Below are 21,697 nucleotides of genomic sequence, written 5' to 3'. Positions count from 1 at the left end.
TCAGTTGCCCAATTCTAATTGATTCTTCACTAAGGCAAAGTATTTGCCACGTTTGGCGGTCAGTTCTTCGTGTGTACCCACTTCTGCGATTTTGCCTTCGTCAAGCACTACTATCTGGTCGGCATTGCGGACAGTGGAAAGGCGATGTGCCACCACGATAACCGTTTTTCCTTTGTAGAAATCCGAGAGGTTTTCGGTAATGGCTCGCTCGTTGTTGGCATCGAGGGCGTTGGTGGCTTCGTCCAAAAATACGAACATCGGGTTCTTATAGATTACCCTTGCAATAAGGATGCGTTGCCGTTGTCCCTGACTGATGCCCTGCCCGTCCTGTCCTATCATCGTGTTGTAAGCCAATGGCAGGGCTTCTATATAGTCGGCTATGTTTGCCACACGGGCAGCATGGCGGATACGCTCAATGTCTGGCTCATCGTCTGATATGGCAATGTTCCTCGCAATGGTATCGGAGAAGAGATAGCCCTCCTGCATCACCGCTCCGCATTGGCTCCGCCACCAACCGAGATTGTATTCGCTCAGATTGGCATTGCCTATCCGAATGCTTCCATTCAGGGGTTCATAAAATCCCAGAAGGAGTTTTACAAGCGTGGTCTTTCCACTTCCGCTCGCTCCCACGATTGCGGTTACTTTGCCGTTGGGTATGTAGAGATTGATGTCGGAGAGAATATCTTTCGGACTGTAGATGTCGTATTTAAAGGATAGGTCTTTTATCGTGAGGGAATGTCCCTCGGCTGTTTCGTCCGTATAGGCATTTTGTGTCCTATCAGCATTTTCTTCGTTGGTTTCGGTATGTATTTCGTTCATGCGGTCAAGGCTGATGCTTACGTCCTGCCATGAGTAGATAAACTGGATGAGTTGTTCCACAGGACTGTTGAGCTGTCCGATGATGTACTGCACCGCCAGCATCATACCGAGCGTCATGTTTCCGTGTATCACGGCAGTGGCGGCAAGAACGGTAATGAGGATGTTCTTCACCTCGTTGATGGTGATGCTTCCTGCCTGCTGTATCTGCTGCAGGTTCAAGGATTGCAGATTGACCTTGAACAGGTCGGCTTGCACGTCCTCCCATTCCCAACGCTTGTGCTGCTCGCACCCCTGCAGCTTGATTTCCTGCATACCGCCTAAAAGTTGGTAGGTGACGTTGCGGTTGCGTCCTGCCTGCTCAAAATACTTGTAGTCCAACTGCCTGCGCTTTTTGAGGAAGAGAATAATCCAACCTGCATAAAGCGATGTCCCCAAGAGGAAGACAAGGAAAATGCCAAGATTATAGACAGCAAGGACGACACCAAAGACAAGGAAGGTGAAGAACGAGAACAGCAGATTCAGGCTGCTTGATGTGAGGAACTGTTCCACTCGTCGATGGTCTTCAATGCGTTGCAGGAGGTCGCCCATCAGTTTGGTGTCGAAAAACTTCATCGGTAACTTCATCAGTTTAATAAAGAAATCCGAGATAAGCGAGATATTGATACGGGTGGAGATGTGCAGGAGTATCTTTGAGCGGATAAACTCGATGGCGGTACGACTGAAAAGGAGCATCATTTCTGCCAGCAGCACCAACCACACAAACCCGATGTCCTTTCCCCCGATACCTGTATCTACAATAGCTTGGGTGAGGAATGGAAAGACAAGTTGCAGGAGTGAGCCGAGCAACAAGCCGAGAATGAGTTGTGTAAAGAAACGCTTGTATTTCTTGAGATAGCTCCAGAGAAATTTCACTCGGCTTTGAGTCGGCACTGCTTCCGTATCGTTTTGAGCATAGAATTGTTCTGTTGGTTCGAGGAGAAGAGCAATACCTTTCTCCTCGCCATTGGTCTTGGTGCTTATCCAATGTTCGCAAAACTCCTCTTTGGTATAGGTAACATGTCCTTTGCCCGGATCTGCCACATATATGGTATATTTTCCTTTATTGTGATTTTTTATCTTATAAACAACAACAAAATGATTCTGATTCCAATGGACGACGCAAGGTAGAGGAATTTCATGGGCGAGGGTATTGAAACTCAAACGTCCTCCAATAGTTTTGAAGCCGATGGTTTCAGCGGCTTTGCTGATACCAAGAAGAGAGACCCCGTCTTTGCCTAAGGAACAAATCTTCCGTAATCCATCCCTATCAACCTGTCGTCTATAATAGTTGACCACTATTGCTAAGCATGAAGGACCACAATCCATAGCATCGCGTTGCTTGATATTGACGAACTTGGTTTTCCGCATCATAAATTAAATTTTAATGTGAAACTTTTCCTCAGACATAATGATTTCTCTTGCAGGATATATTGCATATCTAAGAGCATTGTCTTTAAGTTCTTCTATTTGATCTGGAGATATTTTCCAAAAACGGCGAAAACTAGAACTATGAACAATTTGACAAATATCAATACATTTGTCAAATTTTCCATATGTTTCAGGTAAATACAAATCATTTCGGATGAATCCAATTTTGTCTATTGCCATTTTATTATTATAAAAGGTATTATAATGAAAAGCCTCAGCAAACATAGCTCGATTAATGATTAATCTATCAATCGGCCATTTCTTCTGTGAAAAATATTGAAGTGTTCCTTGAGTTGTTAGAACATCATCCGCAAAAGATAATTCCCGAGTATTACAAATAATTATTTTATTTACCTTTTTATTAGTTTCAGTAATTTGTGTAGCATCTTTAACACGAAAATGCTTTCCATCAATATATAGGATAATAGACCTCAGACACGACACTCGAAAAAAAATCAAAAAAAATGAAACAAATTCATTTGTAATATCATTTCCCAAAAATCTTATCTCTGCATGTTTACAATGTAATTCTTCTATTGCCTTAGCAACTTCAGATAAATTATAATTTGAAGTAGATGAATACTCCAACTGTAATCGTTTTATATGCGAAGGTGAAAATTGGGGCAAGATTTTAGGGTAACAAAAACCTGAGATGTCAGATGTTAAAAAGCCAATTCCTATTTTTAGAAAATATGCAACCCAATTATATATAACCTCCGAATTATGATAATTCGAAGCTACTGAACCTATGGTATCATTTTTCAATAAATGAAGTAGCTCAAATGCATCTAATGGTAGTATTTCTATTCTGTTGCTATTTAGTAAATAGACAGCGCATCTTTTAGAATCAGAGACTGGGTAACAATCTCCAAATAAACAGAAATACTTATTGTAGAATTTACTATTTAACCCTTTCATTGCAATCGGAATCTTCTATTAATATGTTTGACATTGGTACAGAATCCAAATAATTGTTTAAACTCTTGGTTTGAAGTTGAATAGAAGAACTAAATTTAACATGCATATAAAGTTCTCCAATTTCATCTGTTTTCTTTACTTCAAGAAATCTAAAAACCAATGGAACTTTTTTAAGATCCTTATTATATATTAATTGTTCAAAGTTATGTCTTTTTTTATCAGCCATTCTGCAATATTTTTTTCAACACAATAACCACAAGAAATTGAAGGAGACAAATATTGTCCAACAGGATTCACTTCGAGAAAATAATATTTTCCATCTATTCCTTTTAAAACATCTATAGAGCCTGTGTTAAGGTTAAGAGTATTCATTAATTTTCGGATTTTTTCCTTGAATTCATCTGGGAAATTATAAGGTACCCATCTAGAAGATTGATAATTTTGTTTTACATCTACGGTTCTCTTCCTACCCTTCTTTTGGGGGACAATTGCGGAAGAATAAAATTCACCATCCAAATAAAATGTTCGAATTTCATATTCCGATTTTATCCGTTCTTGAAATAAACTAGGAAAAAATCTATTGGGAAGAGAAGTTAACACTTTTTGATTGATTTCTGTTACATAGGAAGAATACGTTTGTTCTCCAATCGTATAATAAGAAAAACCGTTTAATGGCTTATAGATTATAGGAAATTTTGCGTAAAATTTTAATAAATCGTCTTTCGATGTTGAAATCAAAGTTCTTGGAGTATATAATCCGCACGACTTTGCAATAGAAAGAACAATTTCCTTATTGACTTCTAAAACTGATGGCTTTGGTAGCCAATTCTTGTCTTTCAGTAAATAAAAGAACAATTCTGATAAATGTGCTAGTTCACTATTTGTTTCAGCATTAAGGCGTCTATTTATTTCTCCCAAATTATATGAAAGACGAAAATCAAAATTCACCTTAAATCTCCTATAAAAGATAGAGCCAATTTCTTTTGTAAGATTTAGAGAATTATAAAGCACCTCCTTTGTCGTACTATCAATTGATAAAGTATTAGTTTCGTTAATAAAATCTTTTAAACATACTTTGACGTAAGGATGCTTAAAATACTCCAACCATTCTGTTACAGGGTCAGTTCCTTGTTCGTAAAAATTATAAGTCAATATTAATACCATAAAAGAGGAAGGAAAACAATCTGTACACGCTACATAATAGTAGCGTGTACAGATAAAATTAAGGGTTACGAACAACCATTAAATACCATTTAGTTCTTGCTGAGAAATGCTATCATAGCTTTCGCTGTGATCATGATGGTTGGACGTGTCATTGTGATTCGAAGTATCATCATGGTCTGATGTGTCATCAGAATCAGATGATACCGCCACTTCAATAGGACTAAATGCACCAACAAGGTGAATTTGTTCGTTAGCACTAAGAGACTCGAAGTCTTTCAAATCTAAAATACTTTTCATAATTACATTAAAATTTAGTTAAACAATTTTCAGTTCCTTGTTACATTATGTATAAGAGAACTGAATTTTTTTACTCTATTACTTGAAGAAAAATTATATACAAGTTGAATGCCAACTCTTCTCGTATCTGTGTTGTTTTTTCTATATTCATTAAAACCATTAGCATATATTCTTGATTGCATCTGATTTTGTTTGAAAATATCATTAGCAAATAACGATATTCTGAAAGCATTATTTAATGTTGAGAATGTATATCTAAATGATAAATTCGACCTTGGTTCTTCTTTTGTATTCTCGAATTGTGAAATAGGAAAATAGGAAAAAGTAATATTTACTCTGTGCTTACGATAATTAAAGCCAAAAGGTAAAGAAACAGCAAGATACTTATTATTATATTGAGAATTATTCTCTGATGTTTTGAAATTCCCTGTTTCTAAACTGATATTGGGAGAGAGGTAAAAAAACTTCCAATATTGTGAATAATAAACACTCGCAGTAAACATATGCGAAACACCAAGGCTCGTATATTTGTAAAGGAATTTGTTGTTTTGATAGGCAGGGAGAAGAAGCCACCAGTTTATACGACGACATCCTCCAATATTAACCCCCAAGTTCCCTCTTCGGTATGATAATTCCAATTGAGTGTTTCTATATGGTTTAAGGTCGTTATTGCCTGTAATATCTATTCCTTCATTTTCTTTTTTTGTTATGCCAGCAAGTTGCCCAGAAAGAGGTCTTGACGTATTTTGATCATACCTTATACCAAATTTATGACCATTTATTTCATAACCAAGTAGAATATGGGGGTCTACATAAAAATAATGCGCTTTATGGCTAGTTGAGTAATCAAAAGTAATTCCTGCATTAAACTCAACTTTTCCAAAAGAACCGTTCAAATACATATCTTGCCTAAATGTGTGTTCCCAAAAGTCTTGTAATTTGGTATTATTAAATACATCTTTAGACGTTAAAAACATGTAAGAGTAAGAACTGAATAAACGAATCTTGAATTTAGGGTTTCTGAATGTGTATGTATAATCAACAGAGGCATTGGGCGTGATATTATTGCTCTTCATACTCTGAAGTAGTGCATTGTTAGTACTTCTCAATTTGTATTGGTCATTCTTGTTGTTAAATGCCATCTCCAAGTGGAGTTTATGCTTGTTCTTGTTGAAATCAAAATAGACCCCCGTGGTAAAAAAACGATAAAATTGAGATGCATCCATATTAGAGATATTACCAAATACATTTGAAGTTCGAACTTCTTTGTTGTTAGACACAAGGTAATTTATTAATACTCCTGCATTTACTTCTTTTGAAAGGTTATAATTATTAGCGTAATCAACATAAAAGTCTTTCGTTTTTTTCTGTTTAGCATCCTCAATGTCTTTTACAACACCATTATCAAAAACATATTGCCTTGTAGAAGAAGTCGGAGAACGATATGGATTTGTCCTTAAATAAAGGCTATTTGCTAATTTTGCAGTATTTAACACGCCACGAGTGTTGATAGTCCCATAATCACCTTCTCCTCTTGAGTATTCTGCGGTAGTTGTAGTTTCAAATCCTTTTATAATTACAGAATTTACAATAAGTTCATAACTATTACCTTGCGGTAATCTTTTAAAAATTATAGATGAAACATTTTCAGCAAACAAACTCTCAAGCATTTGCAACATATCTGCTGTCAGTTGTCTGCTTATCCCTTGACTGCCAAATCTTACAGATACCACAGGAAGAGATTTATAAGTTAACTGACTGCTATTCTGAATAAATCCAGGAACTTTTTGCAATATTTCAACCATATTGTTATTTTCAAAAATCGTAATACCCTTTATTTGTATTTGATCTTCCATAAGTTTGCTTTTTACGATAGGTCTCTTGCCTAGTACGATTATTTCCTCCAACTTTTTTTCCAGCTTAGTTTGGAATGTAAGATGAGATTTTACATCGTCACACCCAACAATTGTATCAAGAACCTGTTCTCCAAAATATGCGATAGTAAAATGATAAGGACAATCATTTCCCTCAAAAGAAAAATTCCCGTTTGGTGAGTATAATTTCAACGAGTCCAACTTTGAAGCCCCCACCACTTTCAATGTATAATTTATAAAAGGTTTACCGTCTTCATCAATAACATTTCCTGTTATCATTGTTTGTGAATACAGATTCAGAGAAATAAAAGCTATTGGTATAGCGATGAAAAATTTAAGATGTTTCATACTTAACTACTTATTTGTAACACCAAAATCAAAAGGTTAAATTTTTTTCAAAGATATGAAATATATATTGTATTTGCAAGAAAACCACTCATTATTTTTTATTAGGCATATCTTTTCTCGTTAAAGTTAATAGTCTTTCTTAAAAAAACATTATATTTGCGGCAATAAATCAAGTGTTCTTTGAGGCATTGCAGAATAAAGAAAGGAAAAGTAATCCGCTCGTTTCCAAGTCGTAACCCTTTTCTTCTTTATTTGTTGTCATTTCATTGATTATCTGAAAGATATAAATTTCTAAAATCTTTTGCGCGCGTAGTCAGTTGCAATGAGCATCTTTGCCTTTTCCTCACTCTCACTCAGTGGTGCACGTCCCAAGAGTGTAGCATCGCCCGTCTTGGCAAACTCCATCAGCTTACCGATGAACTCTTCCTGTTCTGGAGTGGGCGGTATGTTGTGCAGTATCTCGTTCTTCTCTGGACGGTCGATACCGATGTTCTTAGCTGTACGGAAGTCGCAAATCTCCGCATAAAAGTAATAGAAGCGAATGTAATCGGCTGATTACAAAAGGAAAGCATAAATAAGAATAATAAAAGGTGAACGATTTGGAAACGAGCGAGTTTCTTTCTCCTTCTTTCTTTTGCAATGCCTCAAAGAACTCTTTATTCTTGTTTGCAAAGATATAAATTTTTCACAAGAAGGTATACGGATTTCAAGAAATTCATAGAAAACTTCACTGTATGAAATTGGAAAAATTGGAAAAATTGGAAAAATTGGAAAAATTATGAAATTCAGAGAAAAAAGATGCAGAAAAATTTGTTGTAAACAATTTGGTTTTATATATTTGCATCATATTTTCCTATAATATAAGAAAGATTTTTTGAAGACTTACCTGAGGATCTATTTCATAGTCTAAAATAAAGACACTAAACACAATAGCTTATGAGAAACTATTACCTATCCTTATGTCTATTCCTGCTATCTTTCCCGCTATATGTGGAAGCCCAGTCGCCAGGTGGCGTTGACGGTGCGGAGCTCTGGCACATGACGGTACCCATGAACACGGATTTAACTGGCAATTACTTCTGGAAGGACTATGCCGGGGATACCGTGCGTTCACGAATCTTGGACAAACAGAGCGGTCGATATGGAAAGGAATTTATACAGTCCCTGCAGCATGTGCGCACGTTTAACTTCCGCCCTGCCCTTAACCTCTCCCAAGTAAATGCTCCCAAAGTTTCCCTGATGAAATACAGTTCATTGGGTCAGGCGACCGTTATCGGACTCTTTTGTCACAAACCTGCGGATGCCAAAAAGGATGCTGTACTGTATACGTTGAGTGGTCGTCCCGGTAGCGGTGTCCTAATGTCCAAGGACAAAGCTGTTGGTGTCAGTGGCACGAGTACGTTGGATTACGGAAAAGAATACGGACAAGATCTTCTTTACGGTAGTGTGGACACCACTGCCACGGAAACATTTGAGGAAAGTGCCCTCAGGATAGTATCCTATATCAAAGCTAACAAGCCTGCACGTTCTGTATGGGGTGAGAAATGTGGAGGTTTCTATTCTGTTGGTTCCATCTATAACGGTCAGGATGTCAATCTCAAAAATGCTTTCAGCACGACCGATATTGGCAATAATATCTTTGATGGCTACAGCCCCGAGGCAATCGTATTCTCTCGCCATCTCACCAATACTGAGCGGCTTAGAATTGAAAGTTACCTTGGTTTAAAGTACGGCGTCACGCTGAAAGGTTCCTACCTTGATCCACGTGGCAATCTCATTTGGGATGCATCAGCTAATGCTGCATACCATCACCGCGTAACGGGCATCGCTCGTGAGGATGTTGAGTTGCTTTTCCAGCCCGTGTCAACAACCTCTTATGAGGAAACACCTCTGTATTCTTCCCTCCATGATACTTATTACAAGTCCAAGCCCTATAACCTTTCCTCCGAATCTCGCTTATTAGTTATCGGGCAGGAACATGGCAGTCCCATTCCAGACGGAGCCTATATGATTTGGGGTGACAATGGGGTTAACACCGCCATCGGCATACCTGAGGAATATTCCTCTTGGCATGTCATGAACCGAAAGTGGCTCACAGCCACCAATATACACGAAACGGCTGACACGACGGTCGTATGGGGTGGCAGCGGGTTTTACTTTGAGCGCAACGGACATTTCACCTCGCTCCTACAAAATGACAAGGACATGACAGCCGTAGCCTACAGCAAGCCCCTTGTCGGCACAGACGGAAGCATTTCCATGCTTTGCCCTTTCAGTCCTTTTGATGTGGGCTTCACGGACGAAGCGAAGAGCATCACGGTATACGGCTATCGCATAAGAGACGGAAAAGTATATTCCATCATCAAAGGCATTCCACAGACAGACGCCCTATGTGCCATCAACGTAGGAGAAAGAATGATTATCCGCAAGACAGGCAATGCGCTCCATCTCATCATATCAGCCGAAGGCGATGTGAAGTATACTGTGGATATTCCTGAAAACGAAGCAAAGCGAATTGCTTTCATCCGTCCCATTGACAATGCCTATCGTCTGGAAATCAGAGACGTTCTCGCCAGTGGATTCGGTGTGACAGGTAATGTTATCGAGCTTGCCACGAATTTGCTGAAAGATAAGCATTTCGTTAAAAACGCATCCAATGCCCTTTTGCTGATTGATGGCACGGGAAAGGGCGAATGGGATCCTGAGACGGTACGTGTCTATCGTTGCAGTGAACAGGATGCCAAGAGAGGTAAGTTTATCTTCCATAACGTATTCTTTGACACTGACGGCAACGGCAGTGATGTATTTACCTTCGGCTATCATGATGGCGTCTTCGCTCGTCTGACGCCAAAGCCAGCCAGTTGCATAGGTAGTAAGCCACAGGCAGACGGCAGTATTGATGTGAAAGTTCTCTTCGGCAATCCATCCTATCGCTATGAGGTACGTGCTGAATCTGTTTCAGGACTAGTTACAGACTCCCTTGTGCAATCGGGCTTGATGACTACCGACCACGCAACCATCAAAAAACTTCTTCCCGGTATCTACCACGTTGATGTCATTCAGACAGGAGGTACCGTGCTCACAGCCAACATGTCTGAAAATAAAGGAGAGTCATATGCCAACTCCCCCGGCAAGTTTCCTGAATCCACTTTCTCGTGGAGTGTCAGCGACATGACATCCGTCTATCATGCAGGTATGAGTTCAGTCATCAGGCTGGGCGGGCTTCCCGACTTCGGTTTCTCTGTGAACGGTTCCACAGTTACGGTCATTGTTAAAGGAAAAGAGGACGAACAAAAGCAGTTCACCGTTGCCAAAGGCGACGTACTGTCCCTAACATACAGTGGCAAGTACTTGGATTACCGTATCAACGGCAAGAGCGTCAATCAGTACAAAGGTTTACTTCTTTCCAGTTGGCATTTCAGTTCTATATTCACGAAACGCCATTCTTCTTTGAGTAATCTTCTGGTCAACGACCAGCCGTGTCCAATACTGACAAAATCTTCGGATGTTTCTGTTGAAACCATTACACGCAGCTTATATGACAAGAAGGTGACGATCAACAGTGAGTGCGGAGGTTCGGTTGAATCCCAGCCCATGACAAGAAGCAGCCGTGAAGACGGCATTGGTATTTCCGACGACAGCGCATTCAAGGTGATTGATAACGGTAATCATTCTTTTACTGCAAAACTTTCCATGAGAACCTCTCATTCGGCAGACTTGATGGTCTTTGATGCTTCAGGTCAGCTTCTTCTCAATAAGCAGATGGAAGGCGGAACAGAAAAAACCTCGACCTTTACACTTCCTCAGACGGGTGTATACATCGTGAAAGCCATCACACCGATGAAGGAATATACCCTAAAGATGATGAACAAATAAAATACCCCACTATACTCTTATCCTATGAAAAAAATATTGGCATTGACACTGGCGGTCGGAACACTCGCTGTGTCCGGTATCGCCATTGCAAGATACACCGACAAGAACGACCTCGGCAGTATGACGCCGACCAATAAAGAAACCACTGCTCCTAATCCTCAGTCAGGAAAACATATAACCGCATCAGCGGATAAGAAAGCACAGCCAGGTTTTACCACGGCTCCTTCATCGACTGGTGTCAAAGCAGCCACCTCTGCATCGGGAACGGTGGCGCAGTTTGCCTCCATAGGCTCCGGTGTCATCGGTACGCCCGACGGACGTGTTTCGGACAACCCCGAGGACAACCTCTTTGAGATTGTACTCAAGAAAGTTTCAGCCGACACACGCTCATGGCTTGTCTACGATCTCAAGGGTGTCAGCTCTGGTGCTGGCATCAGCAAAAGCATCAACGATCGCATGGCTGCTGGCGGTTATCTCACCGAGCTGTCTCAAGGCTGGAAGACCGTCAGAGAAGAAATCAATCCCCTGTGGCTCAAGAAAGGTAGGAATACCGTCTTGTTCACCATCCCATCGAATGCCACCTACAGCTATACAGTCAAAAACGTACGCATAGAAACAACACCTGCATCTGCAGATATGCGGGATGCTATCGTCCTGTCAACCGTTCCCGTTGTTTACGGTGGACAGACCTATGTCCACGGTTTTGTTCGTGGAAACGTACAGAAGGTATCTGTTAGCGGTAAGACTCTGTCGGTCAGAGACGGCGAGTTCGAAGGAATCATTCCCACAGCTTCGAAGCAGCTCACCCTCGCAGCTACCGTTGCAGGAAAGAACGTCAGTAAGACCATTGTTCCCATCATACGGGAAAAGGCGGACTATGCCCGTGCCTTCGTTTCCGTAGGCGGCAGTGCAGAAAAACTGTTCTTTGCACACAAGGCGGACAGTCTCTGTGTCAGCGGCAATATATTGGCAGTAACCTCTAATGATATCAGCAAGGCTGGAAGATATTCCATCTCGGCACTCCGTGAAATGGATATGCCTGCCCTTGACTATGGTATGACCAACGTCACTGCCAAGGGTGACGGCTATCGTTTCCTTCCTCACGGTAACCATTTCGACGGGAAAGGTGCGACTGTCAAGATCAAGTATGACCGCACAAGAATCCCGAGCGGTTTTACTGAAGATGACATCAATACCTATTACTTTGACAAGGATACCAAGCATTGGGTAGCATTAGAAAAGGTCAAAGTAGATAAGAAAGCAGCTTGCGTGGTTTCACGAACAACGCACTTCACCGATATGATCAACGGTGTGATAAAGGCACCCGAATCTCCACAGACCGATGGATTTACACCGACGATGATGAATGACATCAAGGCGGCAGACCCGACAGCAAAAATCAATCTCATCACTCCTCCGACAGCCAACAACAGAGGTTCCGCCAGCCTGCAGTATGGCTTCGAGATGCCCCCTGCCCGCAATGGCATGGCACCGTCCTTAGGTATTCAGTACAGCAGTGAGGGTGGCAGTGGATGGCTCGGTGAGGGATGGAACCTCTCCGTTCCTTCCATCACGCTCGACACCCGATGGGGTGTACCCCGTTATGACACAGCAAAGGAAACCGAGACCTACCTGATGTCAGGTTCCATGCTTTCTACCATGGGGGATGACGGTAAAATGGGTGTTGCCCACCGTGGTGAGAAGATGGCACGTAAGGCAGACCGTCAGTTCTATACCAGACAAGGTGGTGACTTCAGTCGTATTATCCGTAAAGGAAATTCACCTGCCGACTATACTTGGGAAGTGACCGACAAGCAAGGCATCAAGTACATCTATGGTGGTGAGGGAGCCGTACTCAAAGGTGCTATTACCGATATCAGCGGTACCAAGCGTGAAGTCATCTCTGAGTGGAAGCTCAAACGTGTGGAAGAGACACACGGTGACTATATAGAATATGTCTATGAGACAGCCGACGAACCTGTTCGTGGCGGACTCATGGCGAAAGCCATTTATCTCAAGGAAATCCATGCAGGTAACAGCGGACAACAGCCCCATACCGTAGTTACTTTTGAGGGAACGAAAGAAAAACATCTCAAGACCAACAATGCACGCTTTGGATTCCTCACCTCTTCCAACAGGCTGTTGGAGAAGATAGTAGTCAACTTCCAGGGTTCCGTACTCCGAAGCTATACCTTTGCCTACAAGGAAGGTGCTTTCCATAAGGACATCCTCACAGGTGTGAAACACCTTGATGATGCGGGAACGGAGGTATCCTACCAAAACTTCGACTACTATGACGACGTACAGTCCGACAAAGGGTATGTGCCATTTAAAAATAAACAAGAGGTTTGGAACACGCAGGATGACAACCTTAATGCAGGTTTTGTCAATCGATTAGGTTCTGATTCCAAACGATTCAGTGACAAGCCGACGGCATTAGGCGGGACGACGGGAACGTCCGTGAATGGTTCGTTCTTTGCAGGCATAGGACCTGCCGATACAAGTCCATGGAGAAGTAACACCGTGGGTGGCTCATATAGTTATTCTATAGACAGTTCGAATGGTCTTACAACATTAGTGGATATCAATGGAGACGGGCTGGCTGATAAGGTTTTTCGTAAAGGTAATACTCTGTTCTATAGGACGCAAATCAAAAATGTATCTGGAGAACCAATTACTTATGGAGATCGAATACCAATAAAAGGTATCAGAAGCTTTTCAAAGGCAAAGAGTACCACAAATTCCGGTGGTTTAAAAGCAACTCCGGGATATGGTAGGTTTACTTCTGTCTTGGGTGTTGATGTATCCAAGACCAAGACCAAGACGACCGAATATTTCTCCGACATCAATGGTGACGGTCTGGTAGACCTTGTCTCGGGCGGCAGGGTATATTTCAATCACATCGAGTTTGATAAGGCGGGTAATGCCATACCTACTTTTACGCTCAGCAGTGCTGATACCCCCAGTCCTATCATCTATGGAGGTAAAATTGACCCCTCAGTCATTAAAATAGACCCTGCCGAGCAGCAAGAACTTCTCCAGTCTTCTCCGATGGAAGATATGGTACGTGTCTGGCAGGCACCTAAGGACGGTACGGTTAATGTGTCCGGTACGGTTAGCCTTATGACACCGATCGGTGATTATGATACGGAGGAATATGCCAAGGCGGACGGAGTCCGGGTTGCCATTCAGAAAGGTAGCAGCGAACTTTGGAACAAGAAAATAGCCAAGGGTGATGCTACGGCTTATCAGGCTACAGCACAAAACATTGTTGTCAAGAAAGGCGACCGTATCTACTTCCGTGTCCAGTCGGGAACGGAGGAGATGAGCAACGGAGCCTTTGATAACGTGAAATGGGCACCTGTCATCACCTATACAGGAACAAATGAAACACTTCCTGACGGACTATCTTCAACTGTGTACAATTCTGAGGAAGGTGCTGTTTACGATGTTAACACTGCTATCGTCATACCACAGGGTACATCCTTTTCACTGGCAGGAAAATTTACTAAGCTGGTAACTTCGGATGACATTGTTTTGAAAATCATTGCATCCAACGATGAGAAGGACAGCTTGGGTAATGCCAATCCTAACTACAGACAGCAGGAAATCTATACCAGATTTTTTGCGTGGAATGAATCTTTTGACGGTGAACTGAGGGAGTCTATTTCTCATCCCAACGGACTACCGTATTTGAGCTTCAGCGTTACTTCTACTTCAAATGTGGATTGGTCAAAGATTAAATGGATGCCACAGGTAGAAACAACGATGCAAAATGAGGAGAAGCATATCATGACTTCTGCTGTCCATTATGCGATGTTCCCACAGATGGTGCAAGAGGGAATACCGTTCACCCTCGCTGCAGATGCTGCCAACCTAACTGTTACACCGAATATGACAGTTGTTCCGTCAACTGCCAGCGGTACGGTAACCATGACAGTCAAGACAGCAGACAAGTTGTTGGGTAAGAAGACCTATACACTCAGTGGCGGAACTCTGTCAGGTGACGCACTGACCCTGACCAATGTGAGTGCAGGTAAACTATGGGTAGACTATTCCTATTCAGGTAATATCTCTGAACAGACGGTTCTTGCAACAGCCAAAGTAGGCAACAATGATTCCATACAGGCAGGCGTCTACGCCCAAGCTGACAATCAGGGATTCGGTTCGATGTTCAGAGGATGGGGCGGATTCGTTTATAATGCCTCGGAAGGCCGTTATGCTAAACCGATAGATGAGTCATTGCTCACCCTCCCAAAGAGTAAGGATGAGAAACTTGATCCAAGAACGATGGCATTCACTCCTATAGCAACAGACCAGAAAACACTTAACCGTTGGATGGGACAGAATGGATATATCTATATGACAGGTCAGGAGATGGGAACTGCTCGTCTGGCAGAACAAGATGTTGTCCTTATAAATCCTTTGGAAGGTGGCGGTGATGTTGCAGCAGCAACGGGTGACTGTTTACAGGGAACCGGTGCAATGGCTGTCACACAGGTATCGGAGAACAAAAGTACCGATACGCAGAGTGGTGCCATGGGTATTACCTATAATGATGCCAAAGGTCATATGAAGTCTCTGGTATCCATGATGGATATGAACGGTGACGGTTATCCTGATGTCATAGCAGGTAACACGATACAATATACCAACAGCCAAGGCGGCATGAGTGGAGAAAAGTATAACGGAATCGGTAATGCATCCTACTCTAATAATGCTTCTTATGCTTGGGGCTATGGTGGTAACCCTATCTCTTCCGTTGCTAATATTATAGGAGGTAAAGCTGGTGCAAAATTAGCGGAACTAGCTCAAACAACATGGTTAGGCAAGTTTTCTATCTCGGGAAGTAAACCAACTAATAAAGACGAAGCTGTAGAGAGCTTCACGGATATCAACGGTGACGGGTTGCCTGACAAGATAGAATCGGGCAACAAGGTAAGACTGAATCTCGGTTATGCGTTTACCGAACCGATAGACTGGCAGATAGATAGGATTCAGGGTGGAAAGAGCATTTCATACAACGGAGGTATTGGTATAGACATCGCCTCCTCAAGCGTCACTGCAGGCATTGGCATCGTTGCTACGGAAACATCTGAAGAGTATAGCCTGATGGATATTAACTCAGACGGGCTTCCTGACAGAATATGGCAGGCTGATAATGGTATTATGGTTGCACTGAACAACGGACAGGGCTTCGATACTCCCATCCAATGGAAAGGTGTCTCAGCACTCACAAAATCTTCTTCCACGGCAGAGTCCGTTAATGGCGCATTTACTATTTGTATACCTGTAACTTTATTTGGAGTGGGAGCCAAGATTATTACAAATCCTGGTGCTTCAACAGGTCACAGCATCAACCGTACGCACTACTCGCTACAGGATGTAGATGGTGACGGCTATCTCGACATATTGGAATCAGACAAGGAAAGTGAGCTGAAGGTTACTCGCTCTGCCATCGGCAGGACAAACATGCTCAAAAGCGTGACCAACTCCCTCGGTGGCGCCTTCACACTCGACTATCAGCACAGCGCGCCAACCTATGGGCTTCCCGGTGGTAAGTGGGTGATGTCTTCCGTGACCGTTGATGATGGCATCCACGACGACGGACCACTCATGAAGACTCTCTTTGCCTACTCTAACGGGCAAAAAGACCGCCACGAGCGCGAGTTCCTCGGTTTTGGTAAGGTCATCACGAAGAATATTGACACCGAGAAAGGCGACAGTGTCATCTATCGTCAGGCAGTACAGCTCTATGACGTGTCCACCTACTACACACAGGGCAACCAGCTCAGTGCCTCCGTGGAGGATGCCAATGGCAAGAAATATACCGAGACGAAGAACGTATACGATAGCTACTATCTCACTGCCAGCGGTGACAAGTACACCTTTACCAAGCAGCAGAAACTCTGCAGCGACCGTGCATCAGCATTTGTCCCATTGCGCTATACTGCCAATAAGCACTATGAGGGACAGACAAGCGGCATCACCACCTCTGAAGCTTGGAACGAGTATTACCTCACGGGTTATCATGGTGAACTCAAATCCTATAAGTTCAGCGACAAAGGCACATTGGGTGAAGAAGGCACGGGGGCGTTCGATTACCAGACCGCCATTCAGTATGCTTCCAACGAGGTCAAGCACATCATCGGTCTGCCTACCGACGTCATTGTGACGGGAGGAGACGGCAAGACATACCACCACGTATCGGCGAAGTACGACATGAACTATGCTGACCACCTTACACAGATTAGTCAACAGTTAGGAAATAGTACTGCCGTTTCAGACTATACCTACGACGGTTACGGTAACATCACCAAGACTACGCTTCCTGCCAACACCAAGGGGCAACGTATGTGGTACAGCTACCGCTACGAACCGGTGATGAACATGTATGTCTCCCGCATTGATGATGCCTTTGGCTACAGCAGCGAGGCAGCCAACTTCGACTACCGTTATGGCATGGCTTTGCGCCGTACAGACCTCAACCGACTCAACTATGAGACCGACCTCGACAACCTTGGACGCATCAAGGCGGTTCGTGGTCCTAACGAATTGGCAACAGGAGTGCCGTACATTATTGCCTTTGACTATCAGCCCAAGGCTACTTTCGGCATCAATGGCATCACTGCACCTGCTTACGCCGTGACCAAACATTACGACATCCAGCACCCAAGCGATGATATGGAGACCGTCACCTTCGTGGACGGCTTTGGACGACCCGTTCAGGTGAAGAAAGATGGAGTGGTTACCACCGCTGACAAAGGCAGCGCACCCAAGGACGAAACCGTGATGATTGTCAGTGGGCGCAATGTCTATGACGCATTCGGTCGTGTGGCGAAGGCTTACTACCCCGTGACAGAGGCAGTGGGCAAAAAGACAACTTTCAACAAGGCATTTGACAACGTGTCGCCAACCGTAACGGTTTACGACGTGCTTAACCGTGCCATGAAAGTAACGCTTCCTGATAAAACCGAGACCAAGACCGAATACTCTACCGATGCGGGCAGCAACACCCTCAAGACACTCGTTACCGACGCTCTCGGCGGCAAGCAGGCTACCTACACCAACGGCAGTGGCAAGACCGTGAAGACCGAGCAGCTCAGCGGACCCGATGGTATCATTACTACCTCCTTCGAGTATGACGGTATCGACCGATTGGTCAAGGTAACAGACACCGAGGGCAACGTCACGACATCCGTCTATGACATGGGCGACCGCCGCACGGAGATCAACCATCCTGCCAGCGGTATTACCACATTTACTTATGACAATCTTGGCAATGTACTCACCAAGCAGACTGCCAACCTCAAAAAAGAGGGCAAGACCATCAACTATGAGTACGACTACGGCAGGTTGGTAGCCATTAACTATCCCGACCATCCGGAAAACAATGTGAAGTACCACTACGGCAGTGCCACCTCTTCCAATAACCGCGTTGGCAGGCTGATGCTCCGTGAGGACGGTAGCGGTGCCATCGAATACTACTACGGCAATTTGGGCGAAGTATTGAAGACCGTACGCACGCTGATTGTGCCTAATCAGGCAGTGGCAACCTACGTCACACAATGGAAGTACGACAGCCACAACCGCCTCTTGGAAATGATTTATCCCGATGATGAAAAGGTCACCTACGGCTATAACCTCGGTGGACAGATAGAAAAGGTCAGTGGCTATAAAACAACCCATTATGACTATGTCAGAAAGATTGGCTACGACAAGTTCGAGCAACGCACTTACTTGAAATACTGCAACGGAGCGGAAACGTTCTACAGTTACGACCCACAGCGTCGCAGACTACAGAACCTTGCAGTCAATGCCAAGGCAGGCACCATTATGGATAATGCCTACAGCTATGATGCCGTGAGCAACGTACTTGGCGTAAAGAACAATGCTCCACTCCCACAGAGCGGCAAGGCAGGCGGACAAATGAGCCACAGCTACACTTATGACCCATTGTATCGTTTGTTAAGCGCAACAGGTACTTATAAGGGAACGGACAATAAGATGGCTTCTTACACCCTTGCCATGGGCTACGACAACATGTATCGAATCACAAGCAAGAAGCAGCACCTCACGCAAAGTAACGTACAGTTCAACGGTTCGCTCAATGCAGGCTATGACCTCACCTACACATACAATAATGATGAGGGCAAGAAGTTCCAACTGGCTAGTGTCCGTGACATCAACTATCGCACGGAAGAGACCCCTACGGACAGCACGAACATCAACAACGGACACAAGTACACCTATGATGCCAACGGAAATCTTGTCTACATTAACACCTCTCGTGTAAAGAAAGACAACAAGGAAGACGACAAGGCAAGTGAGCAGAAGTACAAGTGGGATGAGGAAAACCGACTCCTTGCAGCCGATGAGAACGGCTTTGTGAGCAACTATTGGTATGATGCTGACGGTGAACGTACAGCGAAGACCAGCGGTGAGAACGAAGCCATATACGTAAACTCTGAGTTCTCGGGTGGTAACACGGGTACGGCACGATTCTCGCTCTATGTCAACCCATACTTGGCAGCAGGGCAAGGTGGCAAGTATACCAAGCACATCTATGTAGGTAGCCAGAGAATCGTCAGCAAGCTTGGTGACTTGGCAAGCTACGGTGCAGACCCAAGACGAATACCGTATGCGGGCAATGAAGCTGACGGTGTGACTGTCAACTACAAGGAAAAGTACAATCAGCAGTTACAATCCATTAAAGACAATTACAAAACGTTTGACTTGCCTTATTCTGGAAAGGACAATGACGACTATGTCAATGGCAAAGGCTTTAGTAGTGATGACGACACGCCAGAGGCAGCACAAGCAAGGGCAATGGCACGCACAAGAGCTGCAAATGGCAACTTCAAGCCTAACGACGACTACGAGAAGATGCAGTTCTACTACCACCCCGACCATTTGGGCAGCAGTAGCTACATCACCAATCTTGATGGCGAAGTATCGCAGCACATCGAATACGTTCCATTTGGCGAAGTATTCCTTGAAGAACGCAACAATACGTGGAATACCCCTTACCTCTTCAATGCCAAGGAGCTGGACGAGGAGACGGGCATGTATTACTATGGTGCGAGGTACTATGAGCCGAGGTTGAGTCTGTGGATAAGTGTGGACTCAAGATCAGAAGAAGCACCAGAAGCATCCTCATACACTTATTCTCATAATGCGCCTACTGGAAGAGTTGATTTTGATGGAAAATGGGATATTAAAGTTTCTGCATCATCAGACAGAGCAAATCATCCATATGCTATATATGCTGTATATGATAGAAATGGAAATCTAATTTACAAGACAGTTGTAAAAGTACTTGGAAGTTATCGAAACAGGAATAGTTCTAATGCAGATACCCCCCAAGGAAAATATAAAATATTGGGATGGAGGAAAACGGGAACAAAGCGTTATCCAACTATATCTTTTGGTCCTAATGACCTGCTTGCTTTAGAGTATCAAGGTGGTGAAGGGGGAACCAGACAAGGAATGCACACACATGGAGGCCGTAGGCAAAAGCCTGATTTGATGGGAACACATGGGTGTATGCGAATGGCAGATGCAGACATAAAGGAACTTAAAGAAATGGTTACACAGTTAGAAAAAAATGATCCCAACGAGAAAAAAGGATTCCTTACGTTGAAAGATGATTTGCAGGTTCCTGTCAGCTATAATGATAGAGATAAAATCAAAGAAGAAGTAAACGAAATGAAATCCTACGAGTTACCTGAAGTTGTTGTCATAGGTCATAGAACTCAAAAGGTAGAAAAGAACGAAACAGAGAAAGGGGGAGCAAAACATGAGACAGAACAATAAAAATACCCTGCTTCAAATGGCTCTGTTATGTTTTTTGGGAGTTACAAGTTGTAATAATAATTCTAAAATCACTTATACAGCAACACAAAGGGAATCGGATTTTGATAAAGATACAGTTCTGAAAAAGGAAGCAAGTAAAGACATCAGTACAGAGCCTGATGATAGCCTTTTTGTGCAAAGAATTATTGATGGAAACTTTTTTCAAGAGAAGATTTCCAAAGAACAGGACTATGTTCTAGTCGTAAAACATTGTTTTGCACATACCGATGAACAATATGACGAAACTTTTGCTGATGGTTTGAGTCAAATGCTGGTCAAATATCCCGACAAAATAAAAGGAATACAAAAAGCTATAAGTTTACTTCCTATGGAACAACAAAGCAAGGCTAACCATAATATGATGATTTATATCGTATCTTCATGGATAATGGAAAACTATACAGATTCCATTGATTTTGATATGTTCTATCAATCATATCCTTTTTTCAGGAAAGACCCTGAAATTGAGAATATTTTGAAAGAACAGTTTAATAATGGAGTAAGATAATTGACTTTGTCATTAGAAAATATGCATAGTATTTTTTGTATGCTCCAAATTGGGGGTAATGCTCTAAATTGGGAACTGTTGTAATAACTACCTGATAATCAATTTATTTCTATGTGATTAAGGTATAAAGGCGGGGATAAATTCTCTGCCTTTTGCTATTTTTGTAATATTACTGTCCGCTAAACATCCCACATTTTTTATGAATTAGGGCTGACACTTCTCACGAGGTATCAGCCCTTTTTGTTATCTTTGCTTTTGTTTCCAAACTCAGATAACATGGGCAAAAGTACACATTTCTTCGGACAGCCGGTATATGGTCAGCTGATAAAATCTCTCGACCAGGTACTGTCCTATAAAAGTGTGTAAGCTTCTTTTTTCTTATCTTTGTATTTGATAACTTTAAAAAAGAAAAAAATGAAACTTACACATTCGCAAATTTCGGAAATTCTTTCGAATTACACAAGCAGCAGCGAGGGTTTTGTTACCCTTCAGTCATTAATCATGAACTCCCTGATGTATCATGAACGAGAGTTGTTCGTCAGCGAAAATGCCCATGAGCAATGCAATGGCT

At 42.8% G+C, this 21,697-nt stretch carries 10 protein-coding genes and 2 pseudogenes (1 of these 12 cut by a window edge); 5 read left to right on the top strand and 7 right to left on the bottom strand.

Annotated elements, in window-relative coordinates; genetic code table 11:
- The 7 genes and pseudogenes from E0E16_RS08750 to E0E16_RS15005 all read right to left on the bottom strand — a co-directional run.
- Nucleotides 1-2,226 carry a peptidase domain-containing ABC transporter gene (locus tag E0E16_RS08750; protein ID WP_130830623.1) on the bottom strand — a complete coding sequence of 742 codons (2,226 nt, stop codon included), beginning with the start codon at nt 2,224-2,226 and terminating at the stop codon, nt 1-3.
- A 6-nt stretch (nt 2,227-2,232) separates the two neighbouring features.
- Nucleotides 2,233-3,204 carry a hypothetical protein gene (locus E0E16_RS08745; protein WP_130829995.1) on the bottom strand — a complete coding sequence of 324 codons (972 nt, stop codon included), beginning with the start codon at nt 3,202-3,204 and terminating at the stop codon, nt 2,233-2,235.
- Nucleotides 3,188-3,430 carry a hypothetical protein gene (locus E0E16_RS08740; protein WP_004362754.1) on the bottom strand — a complete coding sequence of 81 codons (243 nt, stop codon included), beginning with the start codon at nt 3,428-3,430 and terminating at the stop codon, nt 3,188-3,190. The genes E0E16_RS08745 and E0E16_RS08740 overlap by 17 nt, the downstream gene beginning before the upstream one ends.
- On the bottom strand, nt 3,394-4,368 hold the full coding sequence (gene gwsG / locus E0E16_RS08735; protein WP_025877539.1) for a grasp-with-spasm system ATP-grasp peptide maturase: 975 nt from the start codon (nt 4,366-4,368) through the stop codon (nt 3,394-3,396). The genes E0E16_RS08740 and gwsG overlap by 37 nt, the downstream gene beginning before the upstream one ends.
- A 78-nt stretch (nt 4,369-4,446) precedes the next feature.
- On the bottom strand, nt 4,447-4,665 hold the full coding sequence (locus tag E0E16_RS08730; protein ID WP_025877538.1) for a hypothetical protein: 219 nt from the start codon (nt 4,663-4,665) through the stop codon (nt 4,447-4,449).
- A 29-nt stretch (nt 4,666-4,694) separates the two neighbouring features.
- The gene (locus tag E0E16_RS08725; RefSeq protein ID WP_130829994.1) at nt 4,695-6,887 is read right to left on the bottom strand and encodes an outer membrane beta-barrel protein; all 2,193 of its coding nucleotides are present in this window, start codon (nt 6,885-6,887) and stop codon (nt 4,695-4,697) included.
- A gap of 291 nt (nt 6,888-7,178) precedes the next feature.
- Nucleotides 7,179-7,415 (bottom strand): annotated as a pseudogene (locus tag E0E16_RS15005) (hypothetical protein); the annotation flags it as partial.
- A 408-nt stretch (nt 7,416-7,823) separates the two neighbouring features.
- Between E0E16_RS15005 and E0E16_RS08715 the strand changes: the two are divergent.
- The 5 genes and pseudogenes from E0E16_RS08715 to E0E16_RS08695 form a co-directional block, all read left to right on the top strand.
- Nucleotides 7,824-10,763: a T9SS type A sorting domain-containing protein gene (locus E0E16_RS08715; protein ID WP_130829993.1), complete on the top strand. Its 2,940-nt coding sequence runs from the start codon at nt 7,824-7,826 to the stop codon at nt 10,761-10,763.
- A gap of 24 nt (nt 10,764-10,787) precedes the next feature.
- Complete coding sequence (locus E0E16_RS08710; RefSeq protein WP_130829992.1) at nt 10,788-20,579, top strand: SpvB/TcaC N-terminal domain-containing protein; 9,792 nt, start codon at nt 10,788-10,790, stop codon at nt 20,577-20,579.
- Complete coding sequence (locus E0E16_RS08705) at nt 20,563-21,126, top strand: hypothetical protein (RefSeq protein WP_036888147.1); 564 nt, start codon at nt 20,563-20,565, stop codon at nt 21,124-21,126. Before E0E16_RS08710 ends, E0E16_RS08705 begins: the two co-directional genes overlap by 17 nt.
- 414 nt (nt 21,127-21,540) lie before the next feature.
- Nucleotides 21,541-21,696, top strand: a pseudogene (locus tag E0E16_RS14395) (IS256 family transposase); the annotation flags it as partial.
- On the top strand, nt 21,687-21,697 hold part of the coding region annotated (locus E0E16_RS08695; protein ID WP_439650609.1) for an IS256 family transposase (this coding region is incomplete at its 3' end). 1,032 nt of the annotated region lie beyond the right edge of the window; 11 of 1,043 annotated nt are visible. The pseudogene E0E16_RS14395 and the gene E0E16_RS08695, both read left to right, overlap by 10 nt.

Origin of the sequence: Prevotella rectalis, from assembly GCF_900607215.1 — a bacterium.
Taxonomy (GTDB): domain Bacteria; phylum Bacteroidota; class Bacteroidia; order Bacteroidales; family Bacteroidaceae; genus Prevotella; species Prevotella brunnea.
Note: the sequence above shows the minus strand (reverse complement) of the source record. Positions and strands in the feature narration are given on the sequence as shown.